Source organism: Nonomuraea sp. MG754425, assembly GCF_021699195.1.
Classification (GTDB): Bacteria; Actinomycetota; Actinomycetes; order Streptosporangiales; family Streptosporangiaceae; genus Nonomuraea.
In genome coordinates this window covers 1-25,695 of the sequence record NZ_SSXE01000004.1, presented here as the reverse complement: position 1 = coordinate 25,695, position 25,695 = coordinate 1, and the positions used below count along the sequence as shown (strand labels likewise).

Below are 25,695 nucleotides of genomic sequence, written 5' to 3'. Positions count from 1 at the left end.
CGATTCAGTCGGTGCGCGCGGCGTCCGCGGCCCGTGCGGTCGGCGAGTTGTACTCGACCACCGAGTTGTTCTGCTGTCCTCCCGCGTGGCTGATGACCGTCAACGAGGCGTTCACCGGCGGGGCGAAGCTGAGGTGACCGGGCGTCGGCAGGCGCAGCGCGGCGGCGGCGGCCACCCGGATCGGGCCACCGTGGGTGAACACGACGACGGTCGCGCCGCCGGCCGCCATGTTCCCGGCATCGACGAGCGCCGCCCATACCCGCTGGCGCATCTCGGCGAACGTCTCGCCCCCGCCGCGCCGCACATCGACCCCGCGACCGACCGCCGCGAGATCATCCGGGTGCTCCTCGGCGATCTCGGTGAAGGTCCGGCCGACCCAGGTGCCGATGTCGGCCTCGCGCAACCGGGCATCCAGCCTGGCATCGAGGTCAAGGTGGCGCAGGTACGCGTTCGCCGTATCCCTGGCCCGCGGCAGATCGCTCGAGACGACCAGATCGGGCGTTCCGAAGCGGGCCAGGAGCTCGGCCGCGGCCACCTCGGCCTGCTCGAGACCGGCGGCGGTGAGCCCTGAGTCGGCCTGTCCCTGGTAGCGCTCCTCGACGTTCCACACCGATTCGCCGTGGCGGACGAGAACCAGGCGGGTCCGGCCGCTCATTTCGAACCTGCCGGAGTGGCCGGCAACTCGGGGAAGTGACATGCGGAAGAGTGATCGCCCAGCCGATCGGCGAGCGCAGGCTCCTCCGTGGCGCACCGATCCTGTGCCTTCCAGCACCGGGTACGGAACCGGCAGCCGGACGGCGGCGACATGGGCGACGGAATGTCGCCGGCGAGGATGATCTGCCGCCGTTGTGGCGAGGCCCAGGGGCGGGGCACCGGCACCGCGGACAACAACGCCTGCGTGTACGGGTGCACCGGCGCGGTGAATATCTGCTCCGTCGTCCCCATCTCCACGACCTTCCCGAGGTACATCACCGCCACCTCGTCACTGATGTGCCGCACCACGGACAGGTCGTGGGCGATGAACAGGAAGCTGAGGCCCAGTTCCGCCTGCAGGTCGGCGAGCAGGTTCAGGACCTGCGCCTGCACCGAGACGTCCAGTGCCGACACCGCCTCGTCGCAGATCACCAGCCGCGGCCGGAGCGCCAGGGCCCGGGCGATGCCGACGCGCTGGCGCTGTCCGCCGGAGAACTGGTGCGGGTACCGGTCGGCATGATCCGGGTTCAGCCCGACCCTGGCCAACAGGTCCCTCACCTCGGTGGCCCACCGGTCGCGGGGCACCACACCGGGGTTGATGAGCCAGGCCTCGCTGATGATCTGTTCGACGGTGAGCCGGGGATTCAGCGACGCGTACGGATCCTGGAAGACCATCTGGATCTGCCGGCGCGCCTGCCGCAGGTCGGCGCCCGGCAGGGTCAGCAGGTCCTGGCCGTCGAAGCGCACTTGGCCGGACTCTGGCGGTGCCAGGCCGATGACGGTTCGCGCCAGCGTCGTCTTGCCCGAGCCCGACTCGCCGACCAGGCCCAGCGTCCGGCCCGCGGGCAGGTCGAACGAGACGCCCGAGACGGCCTGGACGGCGCCCGCCTTGCGCCGCAGCAGGGCGGAGCGGATCGGGAAGCTGGTGTGCAGGTCTCTTACCGACAGCAGCGGGTCAGCCGGGGACGACATCGGTGGCGACCTCCTTCGCATGGTGGCAGGCGGCGCGATGCGACTCGGGCCGGGCGGGTACCGGCATGAGCTCCGGCCGCTCGGTGCCGCAGATGTCGGTGGCGAACTCGCACCGGGGCTGGAACGGGCAACTCGCGAGCAGCCGCATGAGGTCCGGCGGCGAACCCTTGATGGGCACCAGCCGTTCGCGCGGGCCGTCCAGCGCCGGGATCGAGGCCATCAGGCCGCGCGTGTACGGATGCCCGGTCGTTTCGTAGACCTCGCGTAGCCCGCCGGTCTCCACCACCCGGCCGGCATACATGAGCATGACCCGGTCGGCGACGCCGGCCACCACGCCGAGGTCGTGGCTGATGAGGATCATCGCCATGCGGTGTTCCGCCTTGAGTTCGGCGAGCAACGCCATGACCTGTGCCTGGACCGTGACATCCAGGGCGGTGGTGGGTTCGTCGGCGATGAGCACACGGGGCTGAAGGGCGATCGCCATTGCGATCATCACTCGCTGCCGCATGCCGCCGGAGAACTGGTGGGGATAGTCGTCGACCCTGCGCGCGGCCGCCGGGATACCCACCCGGTCCATCAGCTCGATCGCCTTACGTCGCGCCTCGGAACGGGAGGCGCCACGACGGCGCCGGAACAATTCGCCGATTTGCGCGCCGACCCGGAACACCGGGTTGAGGGAGCTGAGCGGGTCCTGGAACACCATGGCCAGGTCGGTCCCGTTGAGCCGGCGGGTGTCAGACCGCGGGCGGGCCAGCAGATCCGTGCCGTCATAGACGATCCGGCCGCCGGCCACCTGTCCCGCCGGTCGCGGAAGCAGCCCCATCAGGGCCTGGGCGGTGACGCTCTTGCCACTGCCGGTCTCGCCCAGTATGGCCAGGGTCTCCCCTTCGGCCAGGTCGAAGCTCACCCGATCGACGGCGGTGACGGTCCCCGCCCGGGTGCGGAACCGTACCGTCAGGTCCTGCACCGACAACAGTGGGTCGTCCATCACATGCTCCTCAGCCGCGGATCGAACCGGTCGCGCAGCGCGTCACCCAGCACGCCGAAGCCGATCACCAGGATGGCCAGGCCGATGCCGGGGATCGTGGAGATCCACCACGCGTTGGACAGGTAGTCCCGGCCGTTGGCGATGGTCGTGCCCCAACTCGGCGTGCTGGCCGGGGTGCCGAGGCCGAGGAAGCTCAAGGACGCCTCGGCCAGGATCACGTGCCCCAGCTCCACGGTCGCGACCACCAGGATCGGCGCGATCATGGACGGCAGGATGCTGCGGGTCATCAGGTGCCAGGTCCGTGCGCCGAGGGTACGGGTGGCGTCGACGAAGTCCCGGTTCTTGAGCCCGAGCACCTGGCTGCGGGTGACCCGGGCGAACGTCACCCAGTTGGAGATGGAAAGGACGATGACGACGTTCACCACGCTGGGCCCGAGGATCGACGCGATGAAGATGGCCAGCAGGATCGATGGGAAGGTGAGCTGGACGTCCGCCAGCCGCATGAGCACCGTGTCCAGCCAGCCGCCGAAGTACCCGGCGGCGATGCCGGCGGCGACGCCGATGACGCCGGCCAGCACCAGGGTCGCCAAACCGACCGTTATCGACACCCGCGCGCCCTGCAGCATCTGGGCGAGCACGTCCTGACCGACCTGGTCGGTGCCGAAGATGGCGGTGTGCCCGCTCGGCAACAAGGTGCCGGGCGGCTTCAGCCGGGAGCCGAGGTCGGTGGCGACCGGGTCGTACTTCAGCAGGATCGGCCCGATCACCGCGGCGACCACGTAAAGGGCGATCACCGACAACGAGGCGATGATGCGCAGCCGCCCGATCTTGACCCGTGTCCTGGCTGCCACTGGGGGGTCGCCGGGCGTTGGGCTGTCGGCCGCTTTGCTGTCGTTCCGTGGCAGCACTTGCTCAGTTGGCCTGTCCATGGTCACCGTCCCAGCCGAATGCGCGGGTCGAGGTAGCCGTACAGGACGTCCACGACCAGGTTGATCAGGACGAAACCGCAGGCGATCAGCAGGATCGCGGCCTGCACCACGTTGTAGTCACGGGCCGAGATGGAGTCGATGAGCAGCCGCCCGACGCCGGGCCAGGAGAAGACCGTCTCGACGATGACCGCGCCGCCGAGCAGCTTGCCGAACTCGAGACCGGCCACCGTCACGATCGGGATGAGCGCGTTGCGGATGGCGTGCAGGAAGATGACCAACCGCTCGGACAGGCCCTTGGCCCGCGCGGTCTGGATGTAGTTCTCATGCACGACGTCGAGCAGGCCGCTACGGGTCAGCCGGATCAGGATCGCGATCAGCGGCAGGGCGAGGGTGATCCCCGGCAGGACCAGCCGGTCGAATCCACCGTGGCCTCCACTGGCCAGCCAGTGCAGTTGCCTGGCGAACACCAGGATGAACATGATCCCGATCCAGAACGACGGCATGGACTGCGAGAGCAGCGCGAACACCGAGACCACGCGGTCGGCCAGACGGTTCACCCGCAGCGCGCCGACCACGCCGAGTGAGATCCCGAGCACCAGGCCGATGGCCATCGCCACGACGGCGAGCTGAAGGGTGAGCGGGAACCTGCCCATCACCAGGCCCATGGCGTCACTGTGGTAGCGGTAGGAATCGCCGAAATCAAACCGGACCACATCGCCGAGATAGATCCCGTACTGCACCACCAGCGGGCGGTTCAGGCCCATCTGTTCGCGCAGCCGCGCGATCTCATCCTGGGTGGCATCGGAGCCGAGAATGAGCTGGGCCGGATCGCCGGGAACCAATCGGAGCACCAGGAACACAACGGTTACGGCGCCCCACAACACGAAGACGGCGAACAGCGTGCGGCGGAAGAGATACGCGGTCATGGCCGGTCCGATCGCTGTCGGTCGGCAGCCCGTTTCAGCATCGACACGAAACTCCAGGTTGAGCCATGACGCCGTAAGCGTCTGGCGGTGACGGCTTGGTTCTGGGGGATTGGGGTTGAGACGGGCCGGCATCCGAGCCGGCCGGTCTTGGAGGTGATCCGCAGGCGAAGGTGAGCCGTCGGCCGCTGACGGAGCGACGTGTTAACTGCCTGGAACATTAACGTTAATTCGATTGCCCGGCTGATGCTAGGTTGGCGGGCCCTGATCGTCAAGGGTCTGGCCGACATCTCCTGCCGGGCCGGTGTCACTCAAGTGCGCCTGACCAGTGAAAACGGCATGCCGTAACGGTGCGCCTGGACGCCCGGGCCCGACGGTGGCAGCTACCCGAGGGTTGACAGTCGCTGAACATTAACGTTAATGTCCGGTTGCGATCGTATGACATACTCCGGTCGATCAGCCCGGCGTAGACATTCGCCAATCGGCATTGCCTAAACCCTTTTCAGGAGCATTCGGCATGACCACGATGGAGCGGCCCGACCTGGCCGCCGAAATTCGCTCTGCCATTTTGTCGGCAGACCCGAGGTTGTCGAAATTTTCGCCGCTTCGGCGTATTCTGACCTACGACGACTTCAACTCCGGCACCCACGGCTGGACCGAGCTGCTGGGCAATTACAACGGCAATGGCGATCTCTCCACGGTTGATGATCACATGCGTGACTTCCGCCCGCCGCAGCTCTCGAACTGCTCGTTCTTCGATATCGGTTCCCATGGCGCCATGACCGGGTCGTATGCGCTCAAGCTGGCCACCCGGGCCTACCAGGGGCACACCGCCACCGCCATCCGGCGGCTCACCATGAGCGGGCGCGGCCTGCTGCAGATCGAGGCATACTTCACCTTCAAGGCCGAGGCGACCATCGACGGCAGCGCGGGTGACCAGTTCGGAGACGTCACCTGGGACGGCAACCTGCACCCGTCAGAGGCGCAGTTCGGCTGCTTCACCGTGGCGACCGACCTCTGCGGCGACGGCGGTCTGCGCTACCACACAGTGGCCCGCTACCTGAACACCACGCTGGACAACAAGCTGTCCCGGCAGTGGGTGTACCCGATCGTGCCGGAACCGACGCCGCGTGAGCACCTTGAGGGCAAGGTCAAGCTGGCCTACGGGGCCGACTTCACCGCACCCGACCCGAAGGACTGGCATCAGTTCGGCGAGCCCCAGGAACTCTGCTACAACGAGGTGCCCACGAAGGTCAACTGGCACTACCTGCGCTGGGTCATCGACACCGCCGCCAGGCGTAACGTCGAACTGCAGGTCAACGATCGGATCATGGACATGTCCGCGGTGCCGGTCCCGCCGTACAAGGAGCGCTACGACTCGCTGGAGAACCTGCTGAACTTCTACTTCTCAGTGCGGACCCACTCGACGGTTCGCAACTTCCTGTTCCTCGATTCGGTTCTCATTTCCACGGAGTGGTGACGTTATGCGACAGGTGCAGACGGCGGTCCTCGAACGGGACACGACGTTCGTTTCCGACTTCGCGACGGAACCGTACGAGGTGGCGTGGGCCGGCGAGGCGCGCTTCTTCGTGCACACCCTTGCGGCGTCCGGCGACGACCTCGCGGTACGGCTGGTCACGCAGATCTCGCCGGACGGCCTGACCTGGTGCGACCTCGACGGCCACGAGCATGTCGTCACAGGCCCCGGTCTGGTGACCTGGCCGGTCGGCCAGTTCGGCCAATGGCTGCGGTTGCGTGGCACAGTGGCGGGCAATAGTCCGTCAGCGAAACTGCGTATCTATCTCACTGTCAAGAGCTGAGGAGCGGCCACAAGGTGTTACCGGGAGCGAGCGAGAGAGGAGCACTCGAATGGCAGGGCCTCGGCGCCATACCTTGCGGGACATCGCCGCGACGTTGAACCTGTCGGTCAACACTGTCTCGCGTGCCCTCTCTGGAAAGGACGGCATCGGCGAGAGGACCAGGGCGCTGGTCCGCGCCGAGGCGGAGCGGGTCGGCTACGTGCCGAATTCGGTGGCCAGGTCGCTTGTCCTGGGCTCCGCGATGACTTTCGGCTTGGTCATCACCAACCCGTCCAACCCGTTCTACGCGCAGCTGATCTCCAGCATTGAGTTGCGCGCCCGGAACCACGGCTATTCACTGTTGCTGACGGTGACCGGCGAATCGGAGGAGTACGAGACGCGCGCCGTGGAGTCGCTGCTGCGATCCTCGGTGAGCGGATCGATAGTCGTCCCGGTTCAGGCGAGTTCCGATCCGTGGCGGCGGCTCGGCACGGTCGGTGTGCCCACCGTGCTGCTCAACCGGGACCTGCCTGATCTGGGTTACCGCTCCGTCGGCACCGACAACGAGCTCGGCGGCTACCGTGCCACCGCGCACGCGATCTCCCGTGGCGCCCGCTCGATCGTGGTGCTGGAGGAGGACCTGCCGATCACCACCATCGCCGACCGGATCGCCGGCTTCCGCCGGGCCATGGCCGAGGCCGGCCTGTCCGTGCCGCGCGGCAGCATCATGCGGGTGCCCACCCGCCGGCAGGAGCAGGCCGCCCTGCCCTGGCAGCCGCAGGAGGCCTACCAGGTGGCGCGCCGGCTGTTGCGCCGCGCCAGGCTGCCGGACGCGGTCGTGGTCGGCAACGACTACTTCGCGCTCGGCCTGTACCGCGCCCTGGAGGAGCACGGGCTCAAGGTGCCGGACGACATGATGGTGATCGGTTTCGGCGATTACCCCTTCTCCGCGTTCCTGTCACCACCGCTGACCACTGTCCGGCTGCCCGCAGAGGAAGTCGGCGACATCGCGGTCGACCTGCTGCTCGAGGAGATATCCGGAGGCCGGAGCGACCGCCCGCTGAAGCAGTTGATCGCACCCACGCTGGTGGAGCGGGAGTCGACCAATCGCACCACCTTCGCCAGGACCCTGGCCTGAACCGAGCCTGCCCGGTCACTGGAAACGCTTCACCACATTGTCGGCCGGCCCGTTTTCCGCATATGACCGATCTCCAGCGGATGTCTCGTGGATCGATATCAAGGAGATCCAGGAGATGAAGTTGGAGGTCGGTGGGCATTCCTGTGGAGGATGAGCTTCTCCAGCGGCCCCGGCCGACGCCGCGCGCCAGGCGCTGCGGCTGAGGTCCGGCGAAGCCGCCGTCGCGGCCGAGCCGCGGGTGACCCGCGCCGGCGGCCGCCGTGCCGTCGGCGGACATGCTGGCCAGGTCGGCGGCGGTGCTGGACGGCCATGCCGTCGACGAGGGGCTGGCGGGAGCGCTGGCCACGCACGGCGTGGTGTGGACCTGGCAAAACCTGGCGCTCCCGGTGTTCGTGACGATCAGCGCGGGCCAGGCGTGCACCGGCGCCGGGATCGAGGTCGAGCACCTGTTCTCCGACCGGTTGATGGCGGCGCTGTATCCGCTTCTCGCCCGCCCGCCGGAGCCCGTCAACGACCGGATGGCGCTGCTGGCCTGCGCCGAAGACGAGCAGCACAGCCTGCCCGTCTACGCGCTGGCCACCGGCTGCTGGGTGGAGAGCCGGGTGCTCGGAGCACGTACGCTCCGTAGCGCCCTGGCCGGTGCAGTGCGGACGCCGGCGCCCGCGGCGGTGTTCGTGTGGTCGCAGCAGGCCGTCACCGGGGACCCGGCCGCCTTGTCGGCGTTGCCCTGCTCCTGCCCGCCGTACCGTCTCGTGCTGGGCGGTCCCGGCTGGTGGGGCGAGCCGCCGCGCGGGGCCGTCAGGGTCGCGTCGCTGGAGGAGGCCATGGCGCGGGTGGCGGCCGCGACGGGGTGATCAGCGTGCCGCGGCGATCACGTTGCCGGGCATCCGGCCGAAGATCAGCCGGTGGAAGGGGGCGAGGGCCCACCAATACAGGTGGCCGGCCAGCCCGTGCGGTCGGCCAGCCACTCGCCGGCGGCGCGCCCGTCGTCGCCCGACTCCTCCAGCAGAGACCGTCGTCGCGCGCCGTGCCCGCAGGTGGTCGACGGCGCGGTTGCGGGCGATGCCCAGCAGCCGTCAGGTGTGGAACAAGCAGCGGAAGGACGAGGTGCTCGTCGACGTTCATGACGTCTCCCTCGGCCACATGACCAAGCAACGCTGGAACGACGCCGACCAGTGGATCTGGTCCGAGCAGATCACCCACGAGTCGTTGGTCTCCATTGAGGACTTCCAGTAGGTTCAGGCGATTCGCGCCGGTCGCGGAAGATGCGGGAACGAGGTCATCACGCACAAGCCCCATCCGACGCGCAGGCCGTACGCCCTTCGCGGAGTGCTCTTCTGCGGCTACTGCGACCGCCGTATGCAGGGAGAACTGGAAGAACGACCAGCCCCTACCACCGCTGCCGTTACCCGGCGGAGTACGCCCTGGCCAACAAGGTCGACCACCCCGAGACCGTCTATCTCCGTGAGGCGGACGTCCTTCCTGACCTGGACAGGTGGCTGGCGAGAGAGTTCAGCGCGTCCCGGCGGGACAAGACCATTCGGCTGCTCGCCGCGTACGGCCAGCCCGAGACGGATGTGGCGGCCCGGCGACGCGTCGCCGAGTGCGATCAGGAGCTCGCCCGGCATCGTGCGGCTCTGGAGGCCGGTGCCGATCCGTTCTGGTCGCTCAGTGGATGGCCGAGACACAGGCACAGCGAGTGGCAGCCGAGGCGAACCTTCGCCAGAGAGGTGATCGTCGCCGTATGACACGAGAGGAGATCGATGCAATGGTGACCGCGATCCGGGACCTGGTGCGGATCCTGTCCGAGGCCGACCCGAACAACAAGGCCGAGGTCTACGCACAGATCGGCCTGAGCCTGACCTGTCAGCCCCAGAAAAGCTAGTGGAGGCTCGGGTTCAACCCGGCCTCCACATGTGCGAAAGGTATGTGTCCGAGGGGGGACTTGAACCCCCATGCCCATCACTGGGCACTAGCACCTCAAGCTAGCGCGTCTGCCTATTCCGCCACCCGGACTTGGTGCCTGCACGCGAGACCGTCATCCCGCGTCGGCTCCGTAAGGTTAGCAAACTCTGAGGGGTGCGTCATACCAAGTATCAGCACGCCGTCCGAGAGCCCGCTCCACACCCTCCTATGGGCGGGTCTGGAGGCTCCGATGGGGTGCTCGTGAGCCGGGCGGCAGGGGGATGTGGCGGTTACGGAGGGTTTGCGAGGTCGAGGGTTGGTGGATTTCTGGGGCTCGGGAGAAAAGGCCTTGCGACAACCTTGGGTGCTGCTACGGTTACGGACCGTTGAGGGGTGAGTCCACGGACCGGCCTCACGACGTGAGGTCGGTTCTGGAGCTCGGGAGGGCATGTGACGCGCGAGGCGGTGTGGCGGTTGAGGGTGATGGCAGCTCGTGCTGCGCGCCGCCCGCGCGTGACTGTCCAGGCTGTCCGAGTTCAAGATTCGGCTACTGAGCTGGGCGATCGGATGGCGCGGTTCGCGGCCGATGCCCGGCGGGTCGTCGTTCGGGCAGTCACGATCGGCGCCCTGGTGGCCGCCGGGTGGCTGTTCGCTGTCCTGTTCGGCATGCTCACCGCCGCCCCGGCGGCTGCGGACACCACCGCGGCGACAGGGGAGGCGGCCATGAGCGAGGCCGCGCAGGCCGGGCTCACCACCCCCGACGGGGTCTCGGCGTCGGACAACGCCGAGGCGATGGCCGGACGCACGGTCGACGGCCTCAACAGCCAGCGGGATCCGGGCCTGCCAGCACCTTCCTCCGCCGGGAAGATCCTGGACACATCCGGCCTGGTGCCCAACGGCGGCGGCAGCGGTCCCTTCGGGCCCGCGACAGGAGACGCCACGAGGTCTGGTTTCGACCCTCGGCTGCAAACGGGCCGCGCCCCCCTGGCGCGGCTCCTTCCCCCGGTCGTCCGCACAGCGGCGGACGACCCCTCCTTCTCACCTGACTGATCCCCGCCCCAGGACGCCGGCTTGCGCCGACCAGGGCGACGGGTAACGCGCCACGGGCGACGGGTGATCGCGATCGACGGTTCGGAGCCGATGACGGCTCAGCGTCGACGCCGGCCCCGTAGTGGCCCGGAGCGGCCCCGAGAGCGCCGCGGGCGAGAGCCGATCGGAGCCGGGCCGACCGGCGTTCCGACTCTCGAGGATTCTCGAGGATTCGCAAAGCCGCTTCCTGAAGAGAAATCCCTTCTCGAAGGCGCTTTTCGAAAGATCTCGAACGAGAGCCGTCCGATCTTCACGGTAAGTGCGGCGGAGCGCGGTCCGAAGACCGCCGGTAATCCCTCCGCCCGCGGGTGAATCACGTCAGTTCCACAGGTTCGCACGTCCGAGGTCCCCGCTGTGCGGGTGATCCCGCATGGCCTCGGGCATGCCCGCGAACCCTTTTCAGGTAATCCCCCAAGAACCACTAGGAGCATTCATCATGCGTACGTGGGTGAGGGCATCGAGCCCAGCGGCCCTTCTGGCCGTGGCCGTCATGTCGTTCGGCGCCGCCGGTACCGCGGTGGCCGACACCTCGGGCAACGGCAGTGTGCTCGGCGGCAACCAGGTAGACCTGCCGATCTCCATCCCGATCGACATCAGCGGCAACGCCGTCTCCGCGGTCGGCAAGTCGGAGGCGACCTCCCAGGGCGGCGCTCAGGTCGTCAACCAGGGCCGTCCCGGCATTCCCAACAACACCTCGGGCAACGGCTCGGTCGGTGGCGGCAACCAGATCAACGCGCCGATCAGCGTCCCGGTCAACGCCTGTGGCAACGCGGTCTCCCTGATCGGCAAGTCGGACGCGGGCTGCAAGGGCGGCTCCACCGTACGCACCCAGGGCAGGGGCGGCGCGGGCGACAACCGTACGTCGGGCAACGGCAGCGTGCTGGGCGGCAACCAGATCACGGCGCCCATCTCGGCGCCGATCAACGCCTGCGGCAACGCGGTGGCCATCTTCGGCGACTCGACGGCGGGCTGCGTCGGCGGCGCCGCGGTGCACAACACGGGCCGGGGGGTGGGCGGCAACCGTACGTCCGGCAACGGCAGCGTGCTCGGCGGCAACCAGGTGATCGCCCCCGTCTCCGTGCCCATCAACATCTGCGGCAACTCGGTGGCCGCGATCGGGAAGGCCTTCTCCGGCTGCAAGGGCGGCTCATCCGTCAACAACCACGGCGGGCCCGGCCAGCACTACCAGTCCAAGGCCCGCCACATGACCGCGGGCTCGACGGGCAACGACACCGACGGGCGCTTCGGGGCCGGCAGCGGCAACCAGGTCGTCGCGCCGGTCAGCCTGCCGGTGGACGCCTGCGGCAACGCCGTGGGCAACGCCACCGCCGGGTGCCAGGGCGGCGCCAAGGTCGAGCAGGCCGGCGCGGGCGGCAACCGTACCTCGGGTGCGGGCGGTGTGCTGAGCGGGAACCAGGCGGTCGCGCCGATCGCGGCGCCGATCGACGTGTGCGGCAACGCCGTGGCCGTGCTCGGCCACGCCTTCGCCGGGTGCAAGGGCGGGGCCACCGTCCACCGGTCCGGCCGGACCGCGGGCGGCAACTACACCTCGGGTGCGGGTGGCGTGCTGGGCGGCAACCAGGCGGTCGCGCCGATCGCGGCGCCGATCGACGTCTGCGGCAACGCGGCCGCGGTGCTGGGCGTGTCCAAGGCGCGCTGCACGGGCGGCGCCGGCGTCTGGACGCACGACGGTGTCGGCGCGGGCGGCAACCGCACCTCGGGTGCGGGCGGTGTGCTGAGCGGGAACCAGGCGGTCGCGCCGATCGCGGCGCCGATCAACGTCTGCGGCAACGCCGCGGCCGTGCTGGGTGACGCCGCCGCCGGCTGCCTGGGCGGCGCGAACGTCGGCCGGCCCCGTCACGAGGGCCCCGGCGGTTTCTTCGGTTTCACCCGTACCAGCAGCAAGCTCTCGGCGGCCAAGGGCGGCCTGCTGCCCATCACGCCGGCCGTGCCGGTGCTCGGCGGGACCGGGGACGTCGCCGGCAAGCTCGGCGAGGTCACCCAGCAGCTCCAGGGTCTCGACGCCGCGGGGCTGACCCAGCGGGTGCCGGGCACGGAAGGCGTCGCTCCGCAGGTCGCGGGCGTAGGCGGCCCCGCTGGGGCCACCAGGCAGCTCGAAGGTGTGGGGAACGTCACGGGGCAGCTCCCGGTCGTCCGGGACGTCAGCGGGCAGGTCCCGGTCGTCCAGGACGTGACCAGGCAGGTTCCGGCCGTCCAGGACGCCACCCAGACGTTCGGCCTGCCGCAGCTTCCCGAACTGCCCGGCCTGTCCCAGGCGCCCGCTCAGCCTGGACGGATGCCGCACGCCGCGCCCGCCGACGGCAGGGGCCGCTCCGCCACGTCGCGTTCGGGCTCGCCGCTCGCCCCGGCCACCGACCTGATCGCCTCCACCCCGGCCGGTGGCGCGGTGGCCTCGACCACCCGCAGCCTGCCCGTCGGCGACATCGGCCTGATGAGCGCCGAGCAGCCCGCCGGCGTGACCGGCATGAACACCGGCTCCGTGCTCGCGCTGCTGCTCGGCTCGATGCTCGCCGCGTCGGCGACGCTGTTCGCGACGGCCCGCCGGTTCCGGTTCGGCCGTAAGTAAGGAAATCAGGAAGTACGTAACACGCAACGGCTACTGTTCACGCCTTGTGAGTACTAGTCCGAGATAGACGTTTTGCCCGTTCCGGGGGCGCGGCCCCGGGGCGGGCAAAGCCATGTTCAGGGTCGGCCCGTTCGCGATCAAAGCGTGCTGCGTACGCGTATGACCTTGCGCCGAAGGCGTACATGACGGCTGCCGTCGGGGTATACGCGCACGCGCGCGAGCTCCCACCGTCCGTACTCCGCGTGTTCAGTGAGCAGTTGACGTGCTGCTTCGCGAGTGAGGTCGCGCGGAATGAAGATATCCATGTAGGAGTAGTCGAGCACAACGATTAGTCTCCAGGGTGAGTCAGGGCGCCATGCCGCTCGGTGGGCCTTATTCTGCGTGCTTGTGGGTGGACCCGGAAGCTAGTGGGTAGCCCGGGGGAAGGAAATTTCCGCGAGTCGGGTTACCTTTCAGTCTGTGCCGACTCCCGGCAGGGGGATTTGCAAGCGAACAGCGAGGTAGGAAGCAGCGTGCCAGCACAGAACGGCAGCGCCGGCGGAACACGCCTGGTGATCGTCGAGTCGCCGGCCAAGGCGAAGACGATCGCCGGGTACCTCGGGCGCGGCTACATCGTCGAATCGAGCATCGGTCACATCCGCGACCTGCCCGAGAAGGCCGACGACATCCCTGAGAAGTTCAAGGGAGCGCCGTGGGCCCGGCTCGGGGTGAACGTCGAGCACGAGTTCGAGCCGCTGTACGTCGTCAACCCCGACAAACGGTCGCAGGTAGCCAAGTTGCGGCAGTTGCTGAAGGATGCTGACGAGCTCTACCTGGCCACTGACGAGGACCGCGAGGGCGAGGCCATCGCCTGGCACCTGCGCGAGGTGCTCAAGCCCAAGGTCCCCGTGCACCGCATGGTGTTCCACGAGATCACCCCGCAGGCGATCCGGGACGCCGTGGCCAACCCGCGCGACCTCAACCTCCGTCTGGTCGACGCCCAGGAGACGCGGCGCATCCTCGACCGGCTCTACGGCTACGAGGTCAGCCCCGTCCTGTGGAAGAAGGTCAAGCCGCGGCTGTCGGCCGGGCGCGTGCAGTCGGTGGCGACGCGGCTGGTGGTGGAGCGCGAGCGCGAGCGCATGGCGTTCACCCCCGCCCACTACTGGGACCTGCAGGCGCTCTTCGACACCGGCAAGCCCGACGAGCGCCCGCACGACTTCACCGCCACGCTGAGCCAGGTCGACGGCAAGCGGGTGGCCCAGGGGCGCGACTTCGCCAGCACGGGGCAGCTCAAGGGCGGCGCCAACGTGCTGCACCTGACCGAGGCCGCCGCGGGTGAGCTGGCCGGGCGGTTGCAAGAGTCGTCGTTCGCGGTCAGGTCCGTCGAGCGCAAGCCGTACACGCGCAAGCCGTACGCGCCGTTCCGGACGACCACGTTGCAGCAGGAGGCCAGCCGGAAGCTGGGGTTCTCCGCCAAGTACACGATGCAGGTCGCGCAGCGGCTCTACGAGAACGGGTTCATCACCTACATGCGTACCGACAGCATCACGCTGTCGGAGACGGCGGTGGCGGCGGCGCGTTCGCAGGCCATCAAGCTGTACGGCGCCGCGTACGTCCCGGACAAGCCGCGCGTCTACTCCAGCAAGGTGAAGAGCGCGCAGGAGGCGCACGAGGCGATCAGGCCGTCGGGTGAGGAGTTCCGCACGCCGGGCGAGACCGGGCTGTCCGGCGACATGTTCCGGCTGTACGAGCTGATCTGGCAGCGCACCGTGTCCTCGCAGATGAAGGACGCGGTCGGCGAGTCGATCACGGTGAAGGCCGGCGGCAGGTCGTCGGCGGGCGAGGACGTCGAGTTCAGCGCGTCCGGCCGGACGATCACGTTCTACGGCTTCCTGAAGGCGTACGTCGAGGGGGCCGACGACCCGTCCACCGACCGCGACGACTCCGAGAAGCGCCTGCCGAACCTGGCGGAGAACGACGTGCTCAGCCTCACGCGGCTCGACGTGGCCGGGCACTCGACCAAGCCGCCCGCGCGCTACACCGAGGCGTCGCTGGTCAAGGAGCTGGAGGACCGGGAGATCGGCCGGCCCTCCACGTACGCCTCGATCATCGGGACCATCCTCGACCGCGGCTACGTGTTCAAGAAGGGCACGGCGCTGGTGCCGTCGTTCCTGGCGTTCGCCGTGGTCAACCTGCTGGAGCAGCACTTCGGGAACCTGGTCGACTACGACTTCACGGCCGACATGGAGAAGGTCCTCGACGACATCGCCAACGACCGGGCGGAACGGGTGCCCGAGTTGCAGCGCTTCTACTACGGCACCGACGGCGACGAGGGCCTGAAGGAGATGGTCACCGACCTGGGTGACATCGACGCCAAGGAGATCAGCTCGTTCCCGGTGAAGGGGACCGACATCGTGCTGCGGGTCGGCCGGTACGGCCCGTACCTCGACCGCGACGGCGCGCGGGTCAACGTGCCCGAGGACATGACGCCCGACGAGCTGACCGGGGAGAAGGCCGAGGAGCTGTTCTCGCGGCCGACCGGCGACCGGGAGCTCGGTACCGACCCGGTGACCGGGCACACGATCGTGGCCAAGGACGGCCGCTACGGGCCTTATGTGACGGAGGTCCTGCCCGAGCCGGCGGCCGACGAGGAGGCCCCGAAGCGGCGGACGAAGAAGGCCGACGCGCCGAAGCCGCGCACCAGCTCGCTGTTCAAGTCCATGTCGCTGGACACGATCACGCTGGAGGACGCGCTGCGGCTGCTGTCGATCCCGCGGGTGGTGGGCGAGCTGGAGGGCGACGAGGTCGTCGCGCACAACGGGAAGTTCGGGCCGTACCTGAAGAAGGGCACCGACTCCCGGTCGCTGGCCTCGGAGGAGGCGCTGCTCACGGTCACGATCGAGCAGGCCAAGGAGCTGTTCGCGCAGCCCAAGCAGCGCGGACGGGGCCGGGCCGCGGCCGCCGCGCCGCTGCGCGAGCTGGGCGACGATCCCAACTCCAAGAAGCCCGTCGTGGTCAAGGAGGGCCGGTTCGGGCCGTACGTGACCGACGGCGAGACGAACGCGTCGCTGCGCAAGGGCGACACGGTCGAGGACATCACGATCGAGCGGGCGGGCGAGCTGCTGGCCGAGCGGCGTGAGCGGGCGCCGGCACCCAAGAAGAGCACGGCCAAGAGCACCACGAAGAGCACGACGCGGAAGACGCCCGCGAAGAAGGCTCCGGCGAAGAAGCCCGCGGCCAAGTCGTGACCGGGTCGTGAGCGGGTCGTGGGCGGGTGGCTCGCGACGTCCGATGTGAGCCCGCTCACGACCGAGCGCGAAACGGGACGTACGCCGCCATTTCCGGGTTGCCGGACGTAGCATCGGTTCCGTGATCGTTCTGGTCTTCGTGACCCTGGTGCTGGGCGCGCATGGGTATCTGTGGCACCGCCTGGTGCGCCAGACCACCGGCCCCGGGCGGCTGCGCAAGGCCATGACCTGGGCGCTGGCCGGGTTGTTCGTGGTGCTCGCGGTGACGTTCGTGGGCACGCGGATGGGGCTGGAGACCTGGCTGGCCTGGCCGGGCTACATCTGGCTGGCGGTGCTGTTCTACCTGGTCGTCATCCTCGTCCTGCTGGAGGTGCCGCGGGCCGTGGCGGCGGGGTTCCTGCGCCGCGCCGAGCGGCGCGCGCGGGTCGCCGAACCGCGGCCGGAGCCGGTCGCGGTGCTGGCGGGTCCGGCCGCGCCGGCCGCCGAGGAGACCGGTACGCCTCCGGCCGTCTCCGCGCCAGGGGTGACCTCCATGAGCAGGCGGCTCTTCCTCGGACGGACCACCGCCGCCATCGCCGGGGCGAGCGCCCTGGGCACGGTCGGGTACGGCATGTCGAGCGCGCTGGGCGACCCCGTGATCGAGCGGGTGGGCGTCACGCTGCCGAAGCTGGACCCGCGGCTCAGCGGCCTGCGCTTCGCCGTGGTGAGCGACATCCACCTCGGTCCGCTGACGGGCCTCGGGCACACTGAGCGGATCGTCCGGATGATCAACGGGCTCCAGGCCGACGTGGTGGCCATCGTGGGCGACCTGGTGGACGGGACGGTGGCCCACCTCGGGCCGCTGGCGCGGCCGTTGCGGAACCTGGAATCCCGCTACGGGGCCTATTTCGTGACCGGCAACCACGAGTACTTCCTCCCCGAGGGGCCGGGCGAGTGGATCGAGGAGCTGGGGGCACTGGGCGTACGCTCACTGCGGAACGAGCGCGTGGAGATCGCGCACCAGGGCGCCGTGCTCGACCTGGCCGGCGTGAACGACGTCGGCGGGGCCGCCGCGGGCGACGGGCCCGACTTCGGCAAGGCGCTCGGCGGGCGCGACACCGGCCGTTCCACGGTGCTGCTCGCGCACCAGCCCATCCAGGTGACCGAGGCCGCGCGGCACGGCGTGGACCTGCAACTGTCCGGGCACACGCACGGCGGGCAGATCGCGCCGTTCAACCTGGTGGTGGGGTTGCAGCAGCCGGTCGTGTCGGGGCTGGCCGAGGTGGCGGGCACGCAGGTGTACGTGAGCAGAGGGGCGGGCTTCTGGGGCCCGCCGGTACGGGTCGGAGCGCCCCCGGAGATCACGATGCTGGAACTGCGGGCCTGACTTCTCGTAATCGGCTTGTCACGCGCCGAGGCCATGCGTAGAGTATCCGATCGGATACTTTGCGGAGGTGGGTTCGTGGTCGTTTCGCCCATGGAAGAGGCGCTGGCGCAGGGAGTCGCGTTCTGGGCCAGGCGTGGCGGGCTGCTGTTCCGGCAGGCCAGGCATGCCGCGAGCCTCAACCAGCGGGCGCTGGCCAGCGTGAGCGGCACCTCCCGCACCACCCTGTCGGCCTACGAGCACGGCAGGAAGTCGCCGACGCTGGAGACCGCGGGGCGCATCCTCGACGCGGCCGGGTTCCGGCTGGTGCTGGAGGCCAAGGTCGAGTGCGCCGCCCACGCCACCGGTGACGGGCGCGCCTTCCACGTGCCCAGCCGGTTGCGGCGGCTGCCGGTGGCGGTCGCGCTGGGCGTCCTGCGGCTCGGCGAGCGGTCCTACGACCTGGCCGACCGCGACGAGCGCCGGGCGGCCTACACCGCGCTGCTGTGCGGCGGCGGGCCGGAAGTGCTGCTCGGGCACCTCGACGGCGTGCTGCTGATCGACCTGTGGGAGGAGCTGGTCCTGCCCGACGAGATCCGGGACGCGTGGCGACCATTGGTGGAAGAGGCGCGGCAAGAGTCCGGAGTTATGAATTGATGATGTTTTTGGGGGCCTATTCGACGTGCGAAACCTGCGCTCGAGGGCGATCACGTAATACTCTCAGCCACGAGCAGCCGGGCATATCCGGCTCGTCTCTAGTCCACCCGCTTCCGGTCAACATCTGGATACGCTGAAATCATGACTGCCCTCGGCCGAGTCCGCCCGGCTCATGTGCTGGCCAACGCGCCGTTCCGTCGGCTCTGGATGGCCATGTCGGTGTGCAGCCTGGGCGACTGGCTCAACCTCCTGGCGCTGACCGCGCTCGCGGGCAACCTCACCCAGGGCGACTACCGCGTGCAGTCGCTGGCCGTCGGCGGGGTGTTCGTCGCCAAGATGTTGCCCGCCGTGCTGCTGGGGCCGCTGGCGGGAGTGTTCGCCGACCGGTTCGACCGGCGGCTGACGATGTTCTGCGCCGACCTGGCCAGGTTCGCCGTGGTGCTGTCGATCCCGTTCGTCGACAGCTACCAGTGGGTCATCATCGCGACCGTCCTGGTCGAGTGCGTGAACCTGTTCTGGGTCCCGGCCAAGGAAGCCACGGTGCCCAACCTGGTGCCCAAGGCGCAGCTCGAGTCGGCCAACCAGCTCAACCTGCTGGTCACCTACGGCACCGCGCCCATCGCGGCCATGCTGTTCGCCGCGCTGTCGGTCGCGGGCGAGCTGGTCGCCGGCATCGTGCCCTTCCCGCTGGGCCGCGACGTCACGGGGCTCGCGCTGGTCGTCAACGCCTGCGCGTACCTGGTCTCCGCCTTCCTCATCTTCACCCTGCGTGACATCCCCAAGCGCAACGGCGCGATCTCCACGCCCTCCGTGCTCAAGCAGGTCGTCGAGGGCTGGCGGTTCGTGGGCGGCGACCGGCTGGTGCGCGGCCTGGTGATCGGCATGCTCGGGGCGTTCGCGGCCGGCGGGGCCGTGGTGGGCGTGGCCAGGGTCTACGTCGGGGCCCTCGGCGGCGGCGACGCGGCCTACGGCGTGGTGTTCGGCGCGGTGTTCGTCGGCATGGCGCTGGGCATGTTCTTCGGGCTCAGGCTGCTGCGCGAGCTGTCGCGGCGGCGGTTGTTCGGGCTGGCCATCACCGTGGCCGGGCTGGTGCTGGTCGCGATCGCGCTGGTGCACAACCTGGTGATCGTGGTCATGCTGACCGTGGCGCTCGGGGCGTGCGCGGGCATCGCCTGGATCATCGGCTACACGCTGATCGGGCTGGAGGTCGACGACGCGCTGCGCGGCCGTACGTTCTCGTTCCTGCAGTCCACGGCGCGGGTGACGCTGCTGCTCGTGGTCTCCCTGGCCAACCCGCTGGCCGCGCTCTTCGGGGTGCACGTGTTCGGGCTGGGCGAGCTCAGCTACCGCTTCGACGGCACCAACCTGGTGCTGCTGATCGGCGGGGTGCTCGCGGTGTGCGTCGGGGTGCTGGCGCTGCGGCACATGGACGACAAGCGGGGCGTCTCCCTGGCGGCCGACCTGATCGCGGCGGTGCGCGGCGAGCGCTTCCCCGCCGAGGCGACCGAGCACGTGCCCGGGCTGTTCGTGGCGTTCGAGGGCGGCGAGGGGTCGGGCAAGACCACCCAGTCGCGGCTGATCGCCATCTGGCTGCGCGACCAGGGCTTCGACGTGGTGCAGACCCGCGAGCCCGGCTCGACCAAGGTCGGCATGCGGCTGCGCGCGATCCTGCTCGACGCGGCCGAGCGCGGCCTGTCGGCCCGCTCGGAGGCGCTGCTGTACGCGGCCGACCGGGCCGAGCACGTGGAGAAGGTGATCAGGCCGGCGCTCTACCGGGGCTCGCTGGTGATCACCGACCGCTATGTCGACTCGTCGCTGGCCTACCAGGGCGCGGGCCGGGCACTCGACCCCAACGACGTGTCCAAGATCAACGCCTGGGCGACGGGTGGGCTCGTCCCGCACCTGACCGTGCTCATCGACACGCCGCCCGAGGTGGGGCTGACCCGGCTGGGCGGCGCGGCCGACCGGATCGAGTCCGAGCCGATGGACTTCCACCAGCGGGTGCGCAAGGAGTTCCGCGCGCTGGCGGCGGCCGCCCCCGAGCGCTACCTCGTGGTCGACGGCACACTGCCGCAAGACGTGATCACCCGGCAGATCCAGGACCGGATCAGGGAGATCCTGCCCGACCCGGTGCCGCACGAGTCGGAGGACATCACGGGGACGATGCCCGCCATCCGCGACTAGCCTTGTGCCGTGACCGTTTTCGATGACCTCGTAGGGCAGGACCAGGCGGCAGCCGTGCTGTCGCGGGCCGCGACGGCGGCCGGCGAGGTCGTCTCGGGCGGGCGCGGCGCGGGCATGACGCACGCCTGGCTGTTCACCGGCCCGCCCGGCTCGGGCAGGGAGGCCGCCGCCCGCGCCTTCGCCGCCGCGCTGCTGTGCCCCGACGGCGGCTGCGGCCACTGCGACCAGTGCCACCAGGTGCTCATCGGCTCGCATCCCGACCTGGAGACCGTCCGCCCCCAGGGGCTGTCCTACAGCGTCAAGCAGACCCGCGAGCTGATCCTGCGGGCGGCCGGGGCACCGACACAGGGGCGGTGGCGGGTCATCCTGTTCGAGGACGCCGACCGGGCCACCGAGTCGGCCGCGAACGCCCTGCTCAAGGCCATCGAGGAGCCGCCGCCGCGTACCGTGTGGCTGCTGTGCGCGCCGGCCCCCGACGATCTCATGATCACCATCAGGTCGCGCTGCCGCCTGGTCAACCTCACCACCCCCGCCACCGAGGCCGTCGCCCACGTGCTGGCCACCCGCGACAGCGTGCCGTGGGAGACCGCCAGGTTCGCCGCGCGGGCCGCGCAGGGGCACATCGGCCGGGCCCGCGCGCTGGCGCTCGACGAGGGCGTCAGGACACGGCGCGAGGCGGTGCTGGGCATCCCGCGCTCACTGACCGGCGTGGGCGAGTGCATCACCGCCGCGGAGCGGCTGGTGAAGACGGCCGAGGAGGAGGCCGCCGCGGCGACGGCCGTGCTCAACGAGAGCGAGACGTCCGAACTGCGCAAGCTGTACGGAGAGGGGTCCAGCGGCAAGGGGCTCAACCGGGGGCTGGTGCGGGGCGGCGCCGGCGCGCTGAAGGAACTGGAGGACCGGCAGAAGTCCCGGGCCACCCGGATCAAGCGCGACTCGCTCGACGCCGCGCTGCTGGAGCTCGTCTCGTTCTACCGGGACGTGCTGGCCATGCAGTTCGGGGCGATGGGGGTCGAGCTGGCCAACGACGATCTGCGCTTCGACCTGGATCAGCTCGCCAAGTCGGGCACGCCCGAGGAGACGTTGCGGCGGATCGACGCGATCATGCGGTGCAGGGAACGGCTCGCGGCGAACGTCAACCCGCAGATGGCCGTCGAGGCGATGATGCTGGCGTTGCGATCCTGACGTAGGTCCACCCTGACGTCCGGAGTAGGGACACACGTAGTCTGGCAAGGAAGGCCGTACGTACCCCTCTAGGCCGTCAGGAGGCGAGCTCGAGCCCATGGGAATGATCATGGCCGTGAGCTTCACCCGTTACGGGAGGCTCTACTACCTCGACCCCGGCGGGCACACCCCCAAAGTGGGCGACAGGGTGCTCGTCCCGACGGACTCCGGTCCGGAGGTGGCGGAGTGCGTGTGGGCGCCGCAGTACGTCAGCGAGGACATCGAAGGGCTGCCGGTGTGCGCGGGGCCGGCAGGAGAGGAACACCTCAACCGCGACGAGTCGAACAAACGCCGCAGGGCCGAGGCCCGCAGCGTGTCCAAACGACTGATCAAGCGGCACACGCTGCCGATGAAGGTCGTCGGCATCGACTACCTCGACCAGGACAACGTCTACACGGTCTACTTCTCGGCGCCGCACCGGGTCGACTTCCGCGCCCTCGTCCGCGATCTGGCCCGTAACCTGCGGGCCAGGGTCGAGCTGCGGCAGATCGGGCCGAGAGACGAGGCCCGCCTCCAGGGCGGCATCGGGCCGTGCGGCCGGGACCTGTGCTGCGCCACCTTCCTCAAGGACTTCGAGCCGGTCTCCGTACGGATGGCCAAAGATCAGGACCTTCCGGTCAACCCGTTGCGCATCGCGGGGGCGTGCGGGCGGCTGATGTGCTGCCTGAAGTACGAACACCCGCTGTACCAGGAGTTCCGTGCCTCGGCGCCTCGGGTGGGGGCCGCTGTGGAGACCCCTCAGGGAGCCGGGACCGTGGTGGGGCACAATGTGCCGTCCGACTCGGTGGTGGTGCGGCTCAACGACGGCGGGCGCCGGTGCTCGTGCTCCAAGGCGAGCGTGTGCGGGCCGCGGAAGGCGTACGACTCGACCTATGGGGGTGGGACGGGCGACGAGGTGGGGTAGGGCCCTGTCGGTGCTGGCCCTGGCGGTGGTGTTCGGGCCTGGCGAGGTTGATCGGCGTCCCGAGCCCGGGGTGGTCGGCGGGCCGGCCTGGGGCGACTGCGGGGACGGGTTCCAGTGCGCGAACCTGCGAGTGCCGCTGGTGCACCCCGGAGCAGGCGGCGAGCCTGGTGGGGAGTGGCTGGAGATCGCGGTGACCCGGTTGCCCGCCGGCGGAGGCGCGGGGCGGCGGATCGGGGCGCTGGTGGTCAATCCGGGCGGGCCGGGGGAGTCCGGGGTGGACTACGCGCGGGCTGCCCGGCTCCTGTTCGGCGCGAAGGTCCGTGAGCGGTTCGACATCGTGGGGTTCGACCCGCGTGGGGTCGGGAGGTCGGAGCCCGTCGAGTGCTTGGCCGACGAGGAACTCGACGCGTTCGTCGCACTCGACGCGAGCCCCGACACGGCGAAGGAGCGGGCTGAGCTGGCGGAGGGCTCCAGGAGGTTCGCGGAGGGGTGCCGCCGGCACTCGGGACGACTGCTGCCGCACTTCGGCACCGTGGCGGTGGCCCGCGATCTCGACCTGCTCCGTCAGGCGCTGGGGGAGCGGCGGCTGACGTACCTCGGCAAGTCGTACGGCACGCTGCTCGGGGTGACGTACGCGCGGCTCTTTCCCGAGCACGTCCGGGCCATGGTGCTGGACGGAGCGATCGACCCGGCCACGCCACGGCCGCGGCTCGACGCGGAGCAGGCGGCGGGGTTCGAGCGGGCGCTGCGCGCGTACGCGGCGGACTGCCTGGCCGGGAAGGGGTGCCCGTTCCGGAGCCGGACGGTGGGCGGGGCGTTGAAGGAGGTGAGCGGCCTGCTCCGGCGTACGGACGAGGCGCCGCTGCCCGCCGGCGACGGACGGCGGAAGGTCACGCAGACGTCGGCCACCCTGGGCCTGATGGCCCCGCTCTACGACCGCGCGCTGTGGCCCGCACTGACCGAGGCGTTGCGCCGGGCGTTCAGGGGCGACGGCACCCTGCTGCTGCGTAACGCCGACCAGTTCACCGGCCGGCGCGACGACGGCACCTACTCCAACCAGACCGAAGCCAACCTGGCCGTCAACTGCGCGGACGGTGGGTATCCGGCGTCGTATGCCGACGGAGCGGTGCGGACGTCACGGTTCGGGCCGTACCTGGCGTGGTCGTCCCTGCCCTGCGCGTACTGGCCGCGGTCACCGGTGCCTGGTTTCCGGCCGCCCGCACCTGGCGCCGCGCCCATCCTGGTCATCGGGACCGAGCGGGACCCCGCCACACCGTACGAGTGGGCCCGGAGACTGGCCGGCCGCCTGGAATCGGGGGTGCTGCTCGGTTACGAGAGCGACGGGCACACCGCGTACTCCAACGGGTCCACGTGCGTGGACCAAGCGGTGGAGCGGTACCTGGTGACGGGGCAGTCGCCGGGGGACGGGGTGGTCTGTCCGGACATCGAGTGATCGACGGAGCGAGAACCTCTCTGGCTCCTGTAGACTCTCCCAAGCTGCACAGCGCACGCCGCCTTAGCTCAGTCGGCCAGAGCACTTCACTCGTAATGAAGGGGTCTGGGGTTCGAATCCCCAAGGCGGCTCCAGATCAGAAGCCCCCCGCATGATCGCGGGGGCTTCTGGGTGTCTAAGCAGTCCCGCCCGTAAGTTGTTCGGGGGTCAGTGGCTGAGGTAGAGATAGCCGTTGTCATCCCAGACGCCGACCTACGCGGGCAGGGCCGCCGCCTCCCGTATGGCGGTGGCGGCCGCCGTTGGGATGTAGTTCTCGGGCACGCCGTCTACCATGATGATGTCGCCCTCGATGTGCCGCGAGCGCAGTGGCGCGATCTCCCGGTACGCGGGAGAATCCCACCACGCCCGTGCCTCGGCGATCCCCGGGAACCCGATCATCACGACATGTCCGGGCCAGTTGCCTTCCTTCACCTCATGCTGGGTAGCGTGGACGAGGTAGCGGCCGCCGTACGGCTCGAAGGTGGTGGGGAGCCGTTCGATGTACTCGGCGATCTCCGGGTGCGGGGCTGCCTCCTGCAGGTGAGTGATGACGTAGGCCGGCATGGTGTCCTTCCGGTGAAGTCGTGTTCGGTGCGCTGCCGATCCTGACATGCCCTTCGTAGGCAGGGCGATTACCTGGCAGGTAGGCGATCTGGCATCGCAGGCCGACTTGTGGCATTCGCCGGAAGGTGGTCGATGCCGTGGACAGCGAGGCTGCCCAGGGGCCGCGCGGGCGGTGTCGCCGATTCTGCCGGGACTGTGAGTGACGTGCTGAAGAGTTCGCCAGCGGCATTTGAGCAGGGCGAATCCGCGTTCGCCGAGGCAGCGCAGAACTCGTAGGAGCCGGTTGTGGGTGCGGTTGTCCGGGCTGAGGATCTGGTTGTCGGAGGGTTGTTTGATCGGTGTGGACGCCGATTCGCGCCCGTGCAAGAGGCGGCCACTACTGATCACGAGATGCCTTTCAGCTACATCAGGTCATCTCCCGCGCCATACGATCTCCTTGTCGTGGGACCCGTTCCTGTCATGCCAGAAGGCGGTGTACTCGCAGTAGGGGGAGGAGGCAGCCGTGACCTTCAGCGCGCCCGTGTACGAGGTGCCGTCGATGTCAACCGTAGATTGGCTGAACTGGCCGCATCCATTTGAAGCGCCGCTCCGCGAGAAACCCAGGTTGTAGGTCTTGTTGAGGTTGCTGGTCGGGTTGGACGCGCGGCCCCACCGGTACCACGATCCCTTGTACTTGCCCATGCGGAGTTGGAGCCGCGCGCCGCTGGGTGCCACGTATTCCTTGAATGTGCTCACGTCGGTGGCCTTGGTGGGCGCGTCGTAGTTAATGGGCCCGACATCAGCAGCCGCCGCGCTGGGGTTGGCGACCACGCAGGTGGCCGCGATGAGCGTGCCGACCGCGGCCGTGCCGAACGCCTTGGGCAGGCTCTTGAATTTCACGAGATGGATCCTTCGTGTGATCGGCTTCTGGACTGTTACTGGCAGCCGGCCAGGTTGGTGACAGCTCCAGTCAGGCTAGAGATCGCCGGTATGTCACCAGTGAGCCGTTTTCATCCCCCTGCGGTGGGTTGATGATCACAGCATGATCGCGAGGTGGACGTTCGCCTGATGACATGGCGAAACCCCTGGTAGACGG

At 69.5% G+C, this 25,695-nt stretch carries 24 protein-coding genes and 2 tRNA genes; 16 read left to right on the top strand and 10 right to left on the bottom strand.

Annotation, left to right across the window (positions count from 1 at the left end):
* Window positions 1-4: 4 nt before the first annotated feature.
* From FAF44_RS02210 to nikB, 5 genes are all read right to left on the bottom strand, one after another.
* Window positions 5-655, bottom strand: coding sequence for a histidine phosphatase family protein (locus FAF44_RS02210; RefSeq protein ID WP_237101267.1), 651 nt, complete (start codon window positions 653-655; stop codon window positions 5-7).
* The gene (locus FAF44_RS02205; protein WP_237101266.1) at window positions 652-1,665 is read right to left on the bottom strand and encodes an ABC transporter ATP-binding protein; all 1,014 of its coding nucleotides are present in this window, start codon (window positions 1,663-1,665) and stop codon (window positions 652-654) included. Before FAF44_RS02205 ends, FAF44_RS02210 begins: the two co-directional genes overlap by 4 nt.
* On the bottom strand, window positions 1,649-2,572 hold the full coding sequence (locus FAF44_RS02200; RefSeq protein ID WP_237101265.1) for an ABC transporter ATP-binding protein: 924 nt from the start codon (window positions 2,570-2,572) through the stop codon (window positions 1,649-1,651). The genes FAF44_RS02205 and FAF44_RS02200 overlap by 17 nt, the downstream gene beginning before the upstream one ends.
* 80 nt (window positions 2,573-2,652) lie before the next feature.
* The gene (locus FAF44_RS55660; protein ID WP_237101264.1) at window positions 2,653-3,504 is read right to left on the bottom strand and encodes an ABC transporter permease; all 852 of its coding nucleotides are present in this window, start codon (window positions 3,502-3,504) and stop codon (window positions 2,653-2,655) included.
* An 80-nt stretch (window positions 3,505-3,584) separates the two neighbouring features.
* Window positions 3,585-4,508, bottom strand: a complete 924-nt coding sequence (gene nikB, locus FAF44_RS02190) for a nickel ABC transporter permease (protein WP_237101263.1) — start codon at window positions 4,506-4,508, stop codon at window positions 3,585-3,587.
* 514 nt (window positions 4,509-5,022) lie between these two features.
* Here nikB and FAF44_RS02185 point away from each other — a divergent pair.
* The 4 genes from FAF44_RS02185 to FAF44_RS02170 all read left to right on the top strand — a co-directional run bounded on the left by FAF44_RS02185 (window position 5,023) and on the right by FAF44_RS02170 (window position 8,296).
* Complete coding sequence (locus tag FAF44_RS02185; protein WP_237101262.1) at window positions 5,023-5,985, top strand: DUF6772 family protein; 963 nt, start codon at window positions 5,023-5,025, stop codon at window positions 5,983-5,985.
* A 13-nt stretch (window positions 5,986-5,998) separates the two neighbouring features.
* Window positions 5,999-6,325: a hypothetical protein gene (locus FAF44_RS02180; RefSeq protein WP_237101261.1), complete on the top strand. Its 327-nt coding sequence runs from the start codon at window positions 5,999-6,001 to the stop codon at window positions 6,323-6,325.
* 49 nt (window positions 6,326-6,374) lie between these two features.
* Window positions 6,375-7,442, top strand: coding sequence for a LacI family DNA-binding transcriptional regulator (locus FAF44_RS02175; protein WP_237101260.1), 1,068 nt, complete (start codon window positions 6,375-6,377; stop codon window positions 7,440-7,442).
* Between the two features lie 275 nt (window positions 7,443-7,717).
* A complete protein-coding gene (locus FAF44_RS02170) occupies window positions 7,718-8,296 on the top strand; it encodes a hypothetical protein (RefSeq protein ID WP_237101259.1) in 579 nt (192 codons plus the stop codon).
* On the opposite strand, the gene FAF44_RS54355 is transcribed toward FAF44_RS02170, so the two are convergent.
* On the bottom strand, window positions 8,297-8,479 hold the full coding sequence (locus FAF44_RS54355) for a DUF2867 domain-containing protein (RefSeq protein ID WP_272893977.1): 183 nt from the start codon (window positions 8,477-8,479) through the stop codon (window positions 8,297-8,299).
* A gap of 25 nt (window positions 8,480-8,504) precedes the next feature.
* On the opposite strand from FAF44_RS54355, the gene FAF44_RS02160 reads away from it, so the two are divergent.
* Window positions 8,505-8,678 (top strand): hypothetical protein, encoded by a 174-nt coding sequence (locus FAF44_RS02160; protein ID WP_237101257.1) that lies wholly within the window; start codon window positions 8,505-8,507, stop codon window positions 8,676-8,678.
* 508 nt (window positions 8,679-9,186) lie between these two features.
* The gene (locus FAF44_RS02155) at window positions 9,187-9,327 is read left to right on the top strand and encodes a hypothetical protein (protein WP_237101256.1); all 141 of its coding nucleotides are present in this window, start codon (window positions 9,187-9,189) and stop codon (window positions 9,325-9,327) included.
* 45 nt (window positions 9,328-9,372) lie between these two features.
* On the opposite strand, the gene FAF44_RS02150 is transcribed toward FAF44_RS02155, so the two are convergent.
* Window positions 9,373-9,458: transfer RNA gene (locus tag FAF44_RS02150), tRNA-Leu, on the bottom strand.
* 456 nt (window positions 9,459-9,914) lie between these two features.
* On the opposite strand from FAF44_RS02150, the gene FAF44_RS02145 reads away from it, so the two are divergent.
* Both FAF44_RS02145 and FAF44_RS02140 read left to right on the top strand, forming a co-directional pair.
* Window positions 9,915-10,397 (top strand): hypothetical protein, encoded by a 483-nt coding sequence (locus FAF44_RS02145; protein ID WP_237101255.1) that lies wholly within the window; start codon window positions 9,915-9,917, stop codon window positions 10,395-10,397.
* 475 nt (window positions 10,398-10,872) lie between these two features.
* On the top strand, window positions 10,873-13,023 hold the full coding sequence (locus FAF44_RS02140) for a chaplin family protein (protein ID WP_237101254.1): 2,151 nt from the start codon (window positions 10,873-10,875) through the stop codon (window positions 13,021-13,023).
* Between the two features lie 137 nt (window positions 13,024-13,160).
* On the opposite strand, the gene FAF44_RS02135 is transcribed toward FAF44_RS02140, so the two are convergent.
* Window positions 13,161-13,346 (bottom strand): DUF5703 family protein, encoded by a 186-nt coding sequence (locus FAF44_RS02135; RefSeq protein ID WP_237101253.1) that lies wholly within the window; start codon window positions 13,344-13,346, stop codon window positions 13,161-13,163.
* Window positions 13,347-13,535: 189 nt separating this feature from the next.
* On the opposite strand from FAF44_RS02135, the gene topA reads away from it, so the two are divergent.
* The 8 genes from topA (at window position 13,536) to FAF44_RS02095 (ending at window position 24,151) form a co-directional block, all read left to right on the top strand.
* Window positions 13,536-16,253 carry a type I DNA topoisomerase gene (gene topA / locus FAF44_RS02130; protein WP_237101252.1) on the top strand — a complete coding sequence of 906 codons (2,718 nt, stop codon included), beginning with the start codon at window positions 13,536-13,538 and terminating at the stop codon, window positions 16,251-16,253.
* Between the two features lie 121 nt (window positions 16,254-16,374).
* Window positions 16,375-17,619 (top strand): metallophosphoesterase, encoded by a 1,245-nt coding sequence (locus tag FAF44_RS02125; RefSeq protein WP_237101251.1) that lies wholly within the window; start codon window positions 16,375-16,377, stop codon window positions 17,617-17,619.
* A 75-nt stretch (window positions 17,620-17,694) separates the two neighbouring features.
* Window positions 17,695-18,252, top strand: coding sequence for a helix-turn-helix domain-containing protein (locus FAF44_RS02120; RefSeq protein ID WP_237101250.1), 558 nt, complete (start codon window positions 17,695-17,697; stop codon window positions 18,250-18,252).
* A 141-nt stretch (window positions 18,253-18,393) separates the two neighbouring features.
* The gene (gene tmk, locus FAF44_RS02115) at window positions 18,394-20,436 is read left to right on the top strand and encodes a dTMP kinase (protein ID WP_237101249.1); all 2,043 of its coding nucleotides are present in this window, start codon (window positions 18,394-18,396) and stop codon (window positions 20,434-20,436) included.
* Between the two features lie 9 nt (window positions 20,437-20,445).
* Window positions 20,446-21,621, top strand: a complete 1,176-nt coding sequence (locus FAF44_RS02110; RefSeq protein WP_237101248.1) for a DNA polymerase III subunit delta' — start codon at window positions 20,446-20,448, stop codon at window positions 21,619-21,621.
* Window positions 21,622-21,724: 103 nt separating this feature from the next.
* Window positions 21,725-22,564 carry a regulatory iron-sulfur-containing complex subunit RicT gene (locus tag FAF44_RS02105; RefSeq protein ID WP_237101337.1) on the top strand — a complete coding sequence of 280 codons (840 nt, stop codon included), beginning with the start codon at window positions 21,725-21,727 and terminating at the stop codon, window positions 22,562-22,564.
* The gene (locus tag FAF44_RS02100) at window positions 22,533-24,017 is read left to right on the top strand and encodes an alpha/beta hydrolase (RefSeq protein ID WP_237101247.1); all 1,485 of its coding nucleotides are present in this window, start codon (window positions 22,533-22,535) and stop codon (window positions 24,015-24,017) included. Before FAF44_RS02105 ends, FAF44_RS02100 begins: the two co-directional genes overlap by 32 nt.
* 57 nt (window positions 24,018-24,074) lie before the next feature.
* Window positions 24,075-24,151 (top strand) — tRNA-Thr (locus tag FAF44_RS02095).
* Window positions 24,152-24,269: 118 nt separating this feature from the next.
* Here the strand turns inward: FAF44_RS02095 and FAF44_RS02090 are convergent.
* Window positions 24,270-24,620 (bottom strand): DUF1330 domain-containing protein, encoded by a 351-nt coding sequence (locus FAF44_RS02090; RefSeq protein ID WP_237101246.1) that lies wholly within the window; start codon window positions 24,618-24,620, stop codon window positions 24,270-24,272.
* 411 nt (window positions 24,621-25,031) lie between these two features.
* Window positions 25,032-25,499 (bottom strand): hypothetical protein, encoded by a 468-nt coding sequence (locus FAF44_RS02085; protein WP_237101245.1) that lies wholly within the window; start codon window positions 25,497-25,499, stop codon window positions 25,032-25,034.
* Window positions 25,500-25,695: the final 196 nt, after the last annotated feature.

Bases quoted from the DNA above. Each gene is read 5' to 3' on its own strand.
- FAF44_RS02210 (WP_237101267.1), bottom strand. From the start codon at position 655: ATGAGCGGCCGGACCCGCCTGGTTCTCGTCCGCCACGGCGAATCGGTG.
- FAF44_RS02205 (WP_237101266.1), bottom strand. From the start codon at position 1,665: ATGTCGTCCCCGGCTGACCCGCTGCTGTCGGTAAGAGACCTGCACACC.
- nikB (WP_237101263.1), bottom strand. From the start codon at position 4,508: ATGACCGCGTATCTCTTCCGCCGCACGCTGTTCGCCGTCTTCGTGTTG.
- FAF44_RS02185 (WP_237101262.1), top strand. From the start codon at position 5,023: ATGACCACGATGGAGCGGCCCGACCTGGCCGCCGAAATTCGCTCTGCC.
- FAF44_RS02175 (WP_237101260.1), top strand. From the start codon at position 6,375: ATGGCAGGGCCTCGGCGCCATACCTTGCGGGACATCGCCGCGACGTTG.
- FAF44_RS02170 (WP_237101259.1), top strand. From the start codon at position 7,718: ATGCTGGCCAGGTCGGCGGCGGTGCTGGACGGCCATGCCGTCGACGAG.
- FAF44_RS02160 (WP_237101257.1), top strand. From the start codon at position 8,505: ATGCCCAGCAGCCGTCAGGTGTGGAACAAGCAGCGGAAGGACGAGGTG.
- FAF44_RS02155 (WP_237101256.1), top strand. From the start codon at position 9,187: ATGACACGAGAGGAGATCGATGCAATGGTGACCGCGATCCGGGACCTG.
- FAF44_RS02145 (WP_237101255.1), top strand. From the start codon at position 9,915: ATGGCGCGGTTCGCGGCCGATGCCCGGCGGGTCGTCGTTCGGGCAGTC.
- FAF44_RS02140 (WP_237101254.1), top strand. From the start codon at position 10,873: ATGCGTACGTGGGTGAGGGCATCGAGCCCAGCGGCCCTTCTGGCCGTG.
- tmk (WP_237101249.1), top strand. From the start codon at position 18,394: ATGACTGCCCTCGGCCGAGTCCGCCCGGCTCATGTGCTGGCCAACGCG.
- FAF44_RS02105 (WP_237101337.1), top strand. From the start codon at position 21,725: ATGATCATGGCCGTGAGCTTCACCCGTTACGGGAGGCTCTACTACCTC.
- FAF44_RS02100 (WP_237101247.1), top strand. From the start codon at position 22,533: ATGGGGGTGGGACGGGCGACGAGGTGGGGTAGGGCCCTGTCGGTGCTG.
- FAF44_RS02090 (WP_237101246.1), bottom strand. From the start codon at position 24,620: ATGCCGGCCTACGTCATCACTCACCTGCAGGAGGCAGCCCCGCACCCG.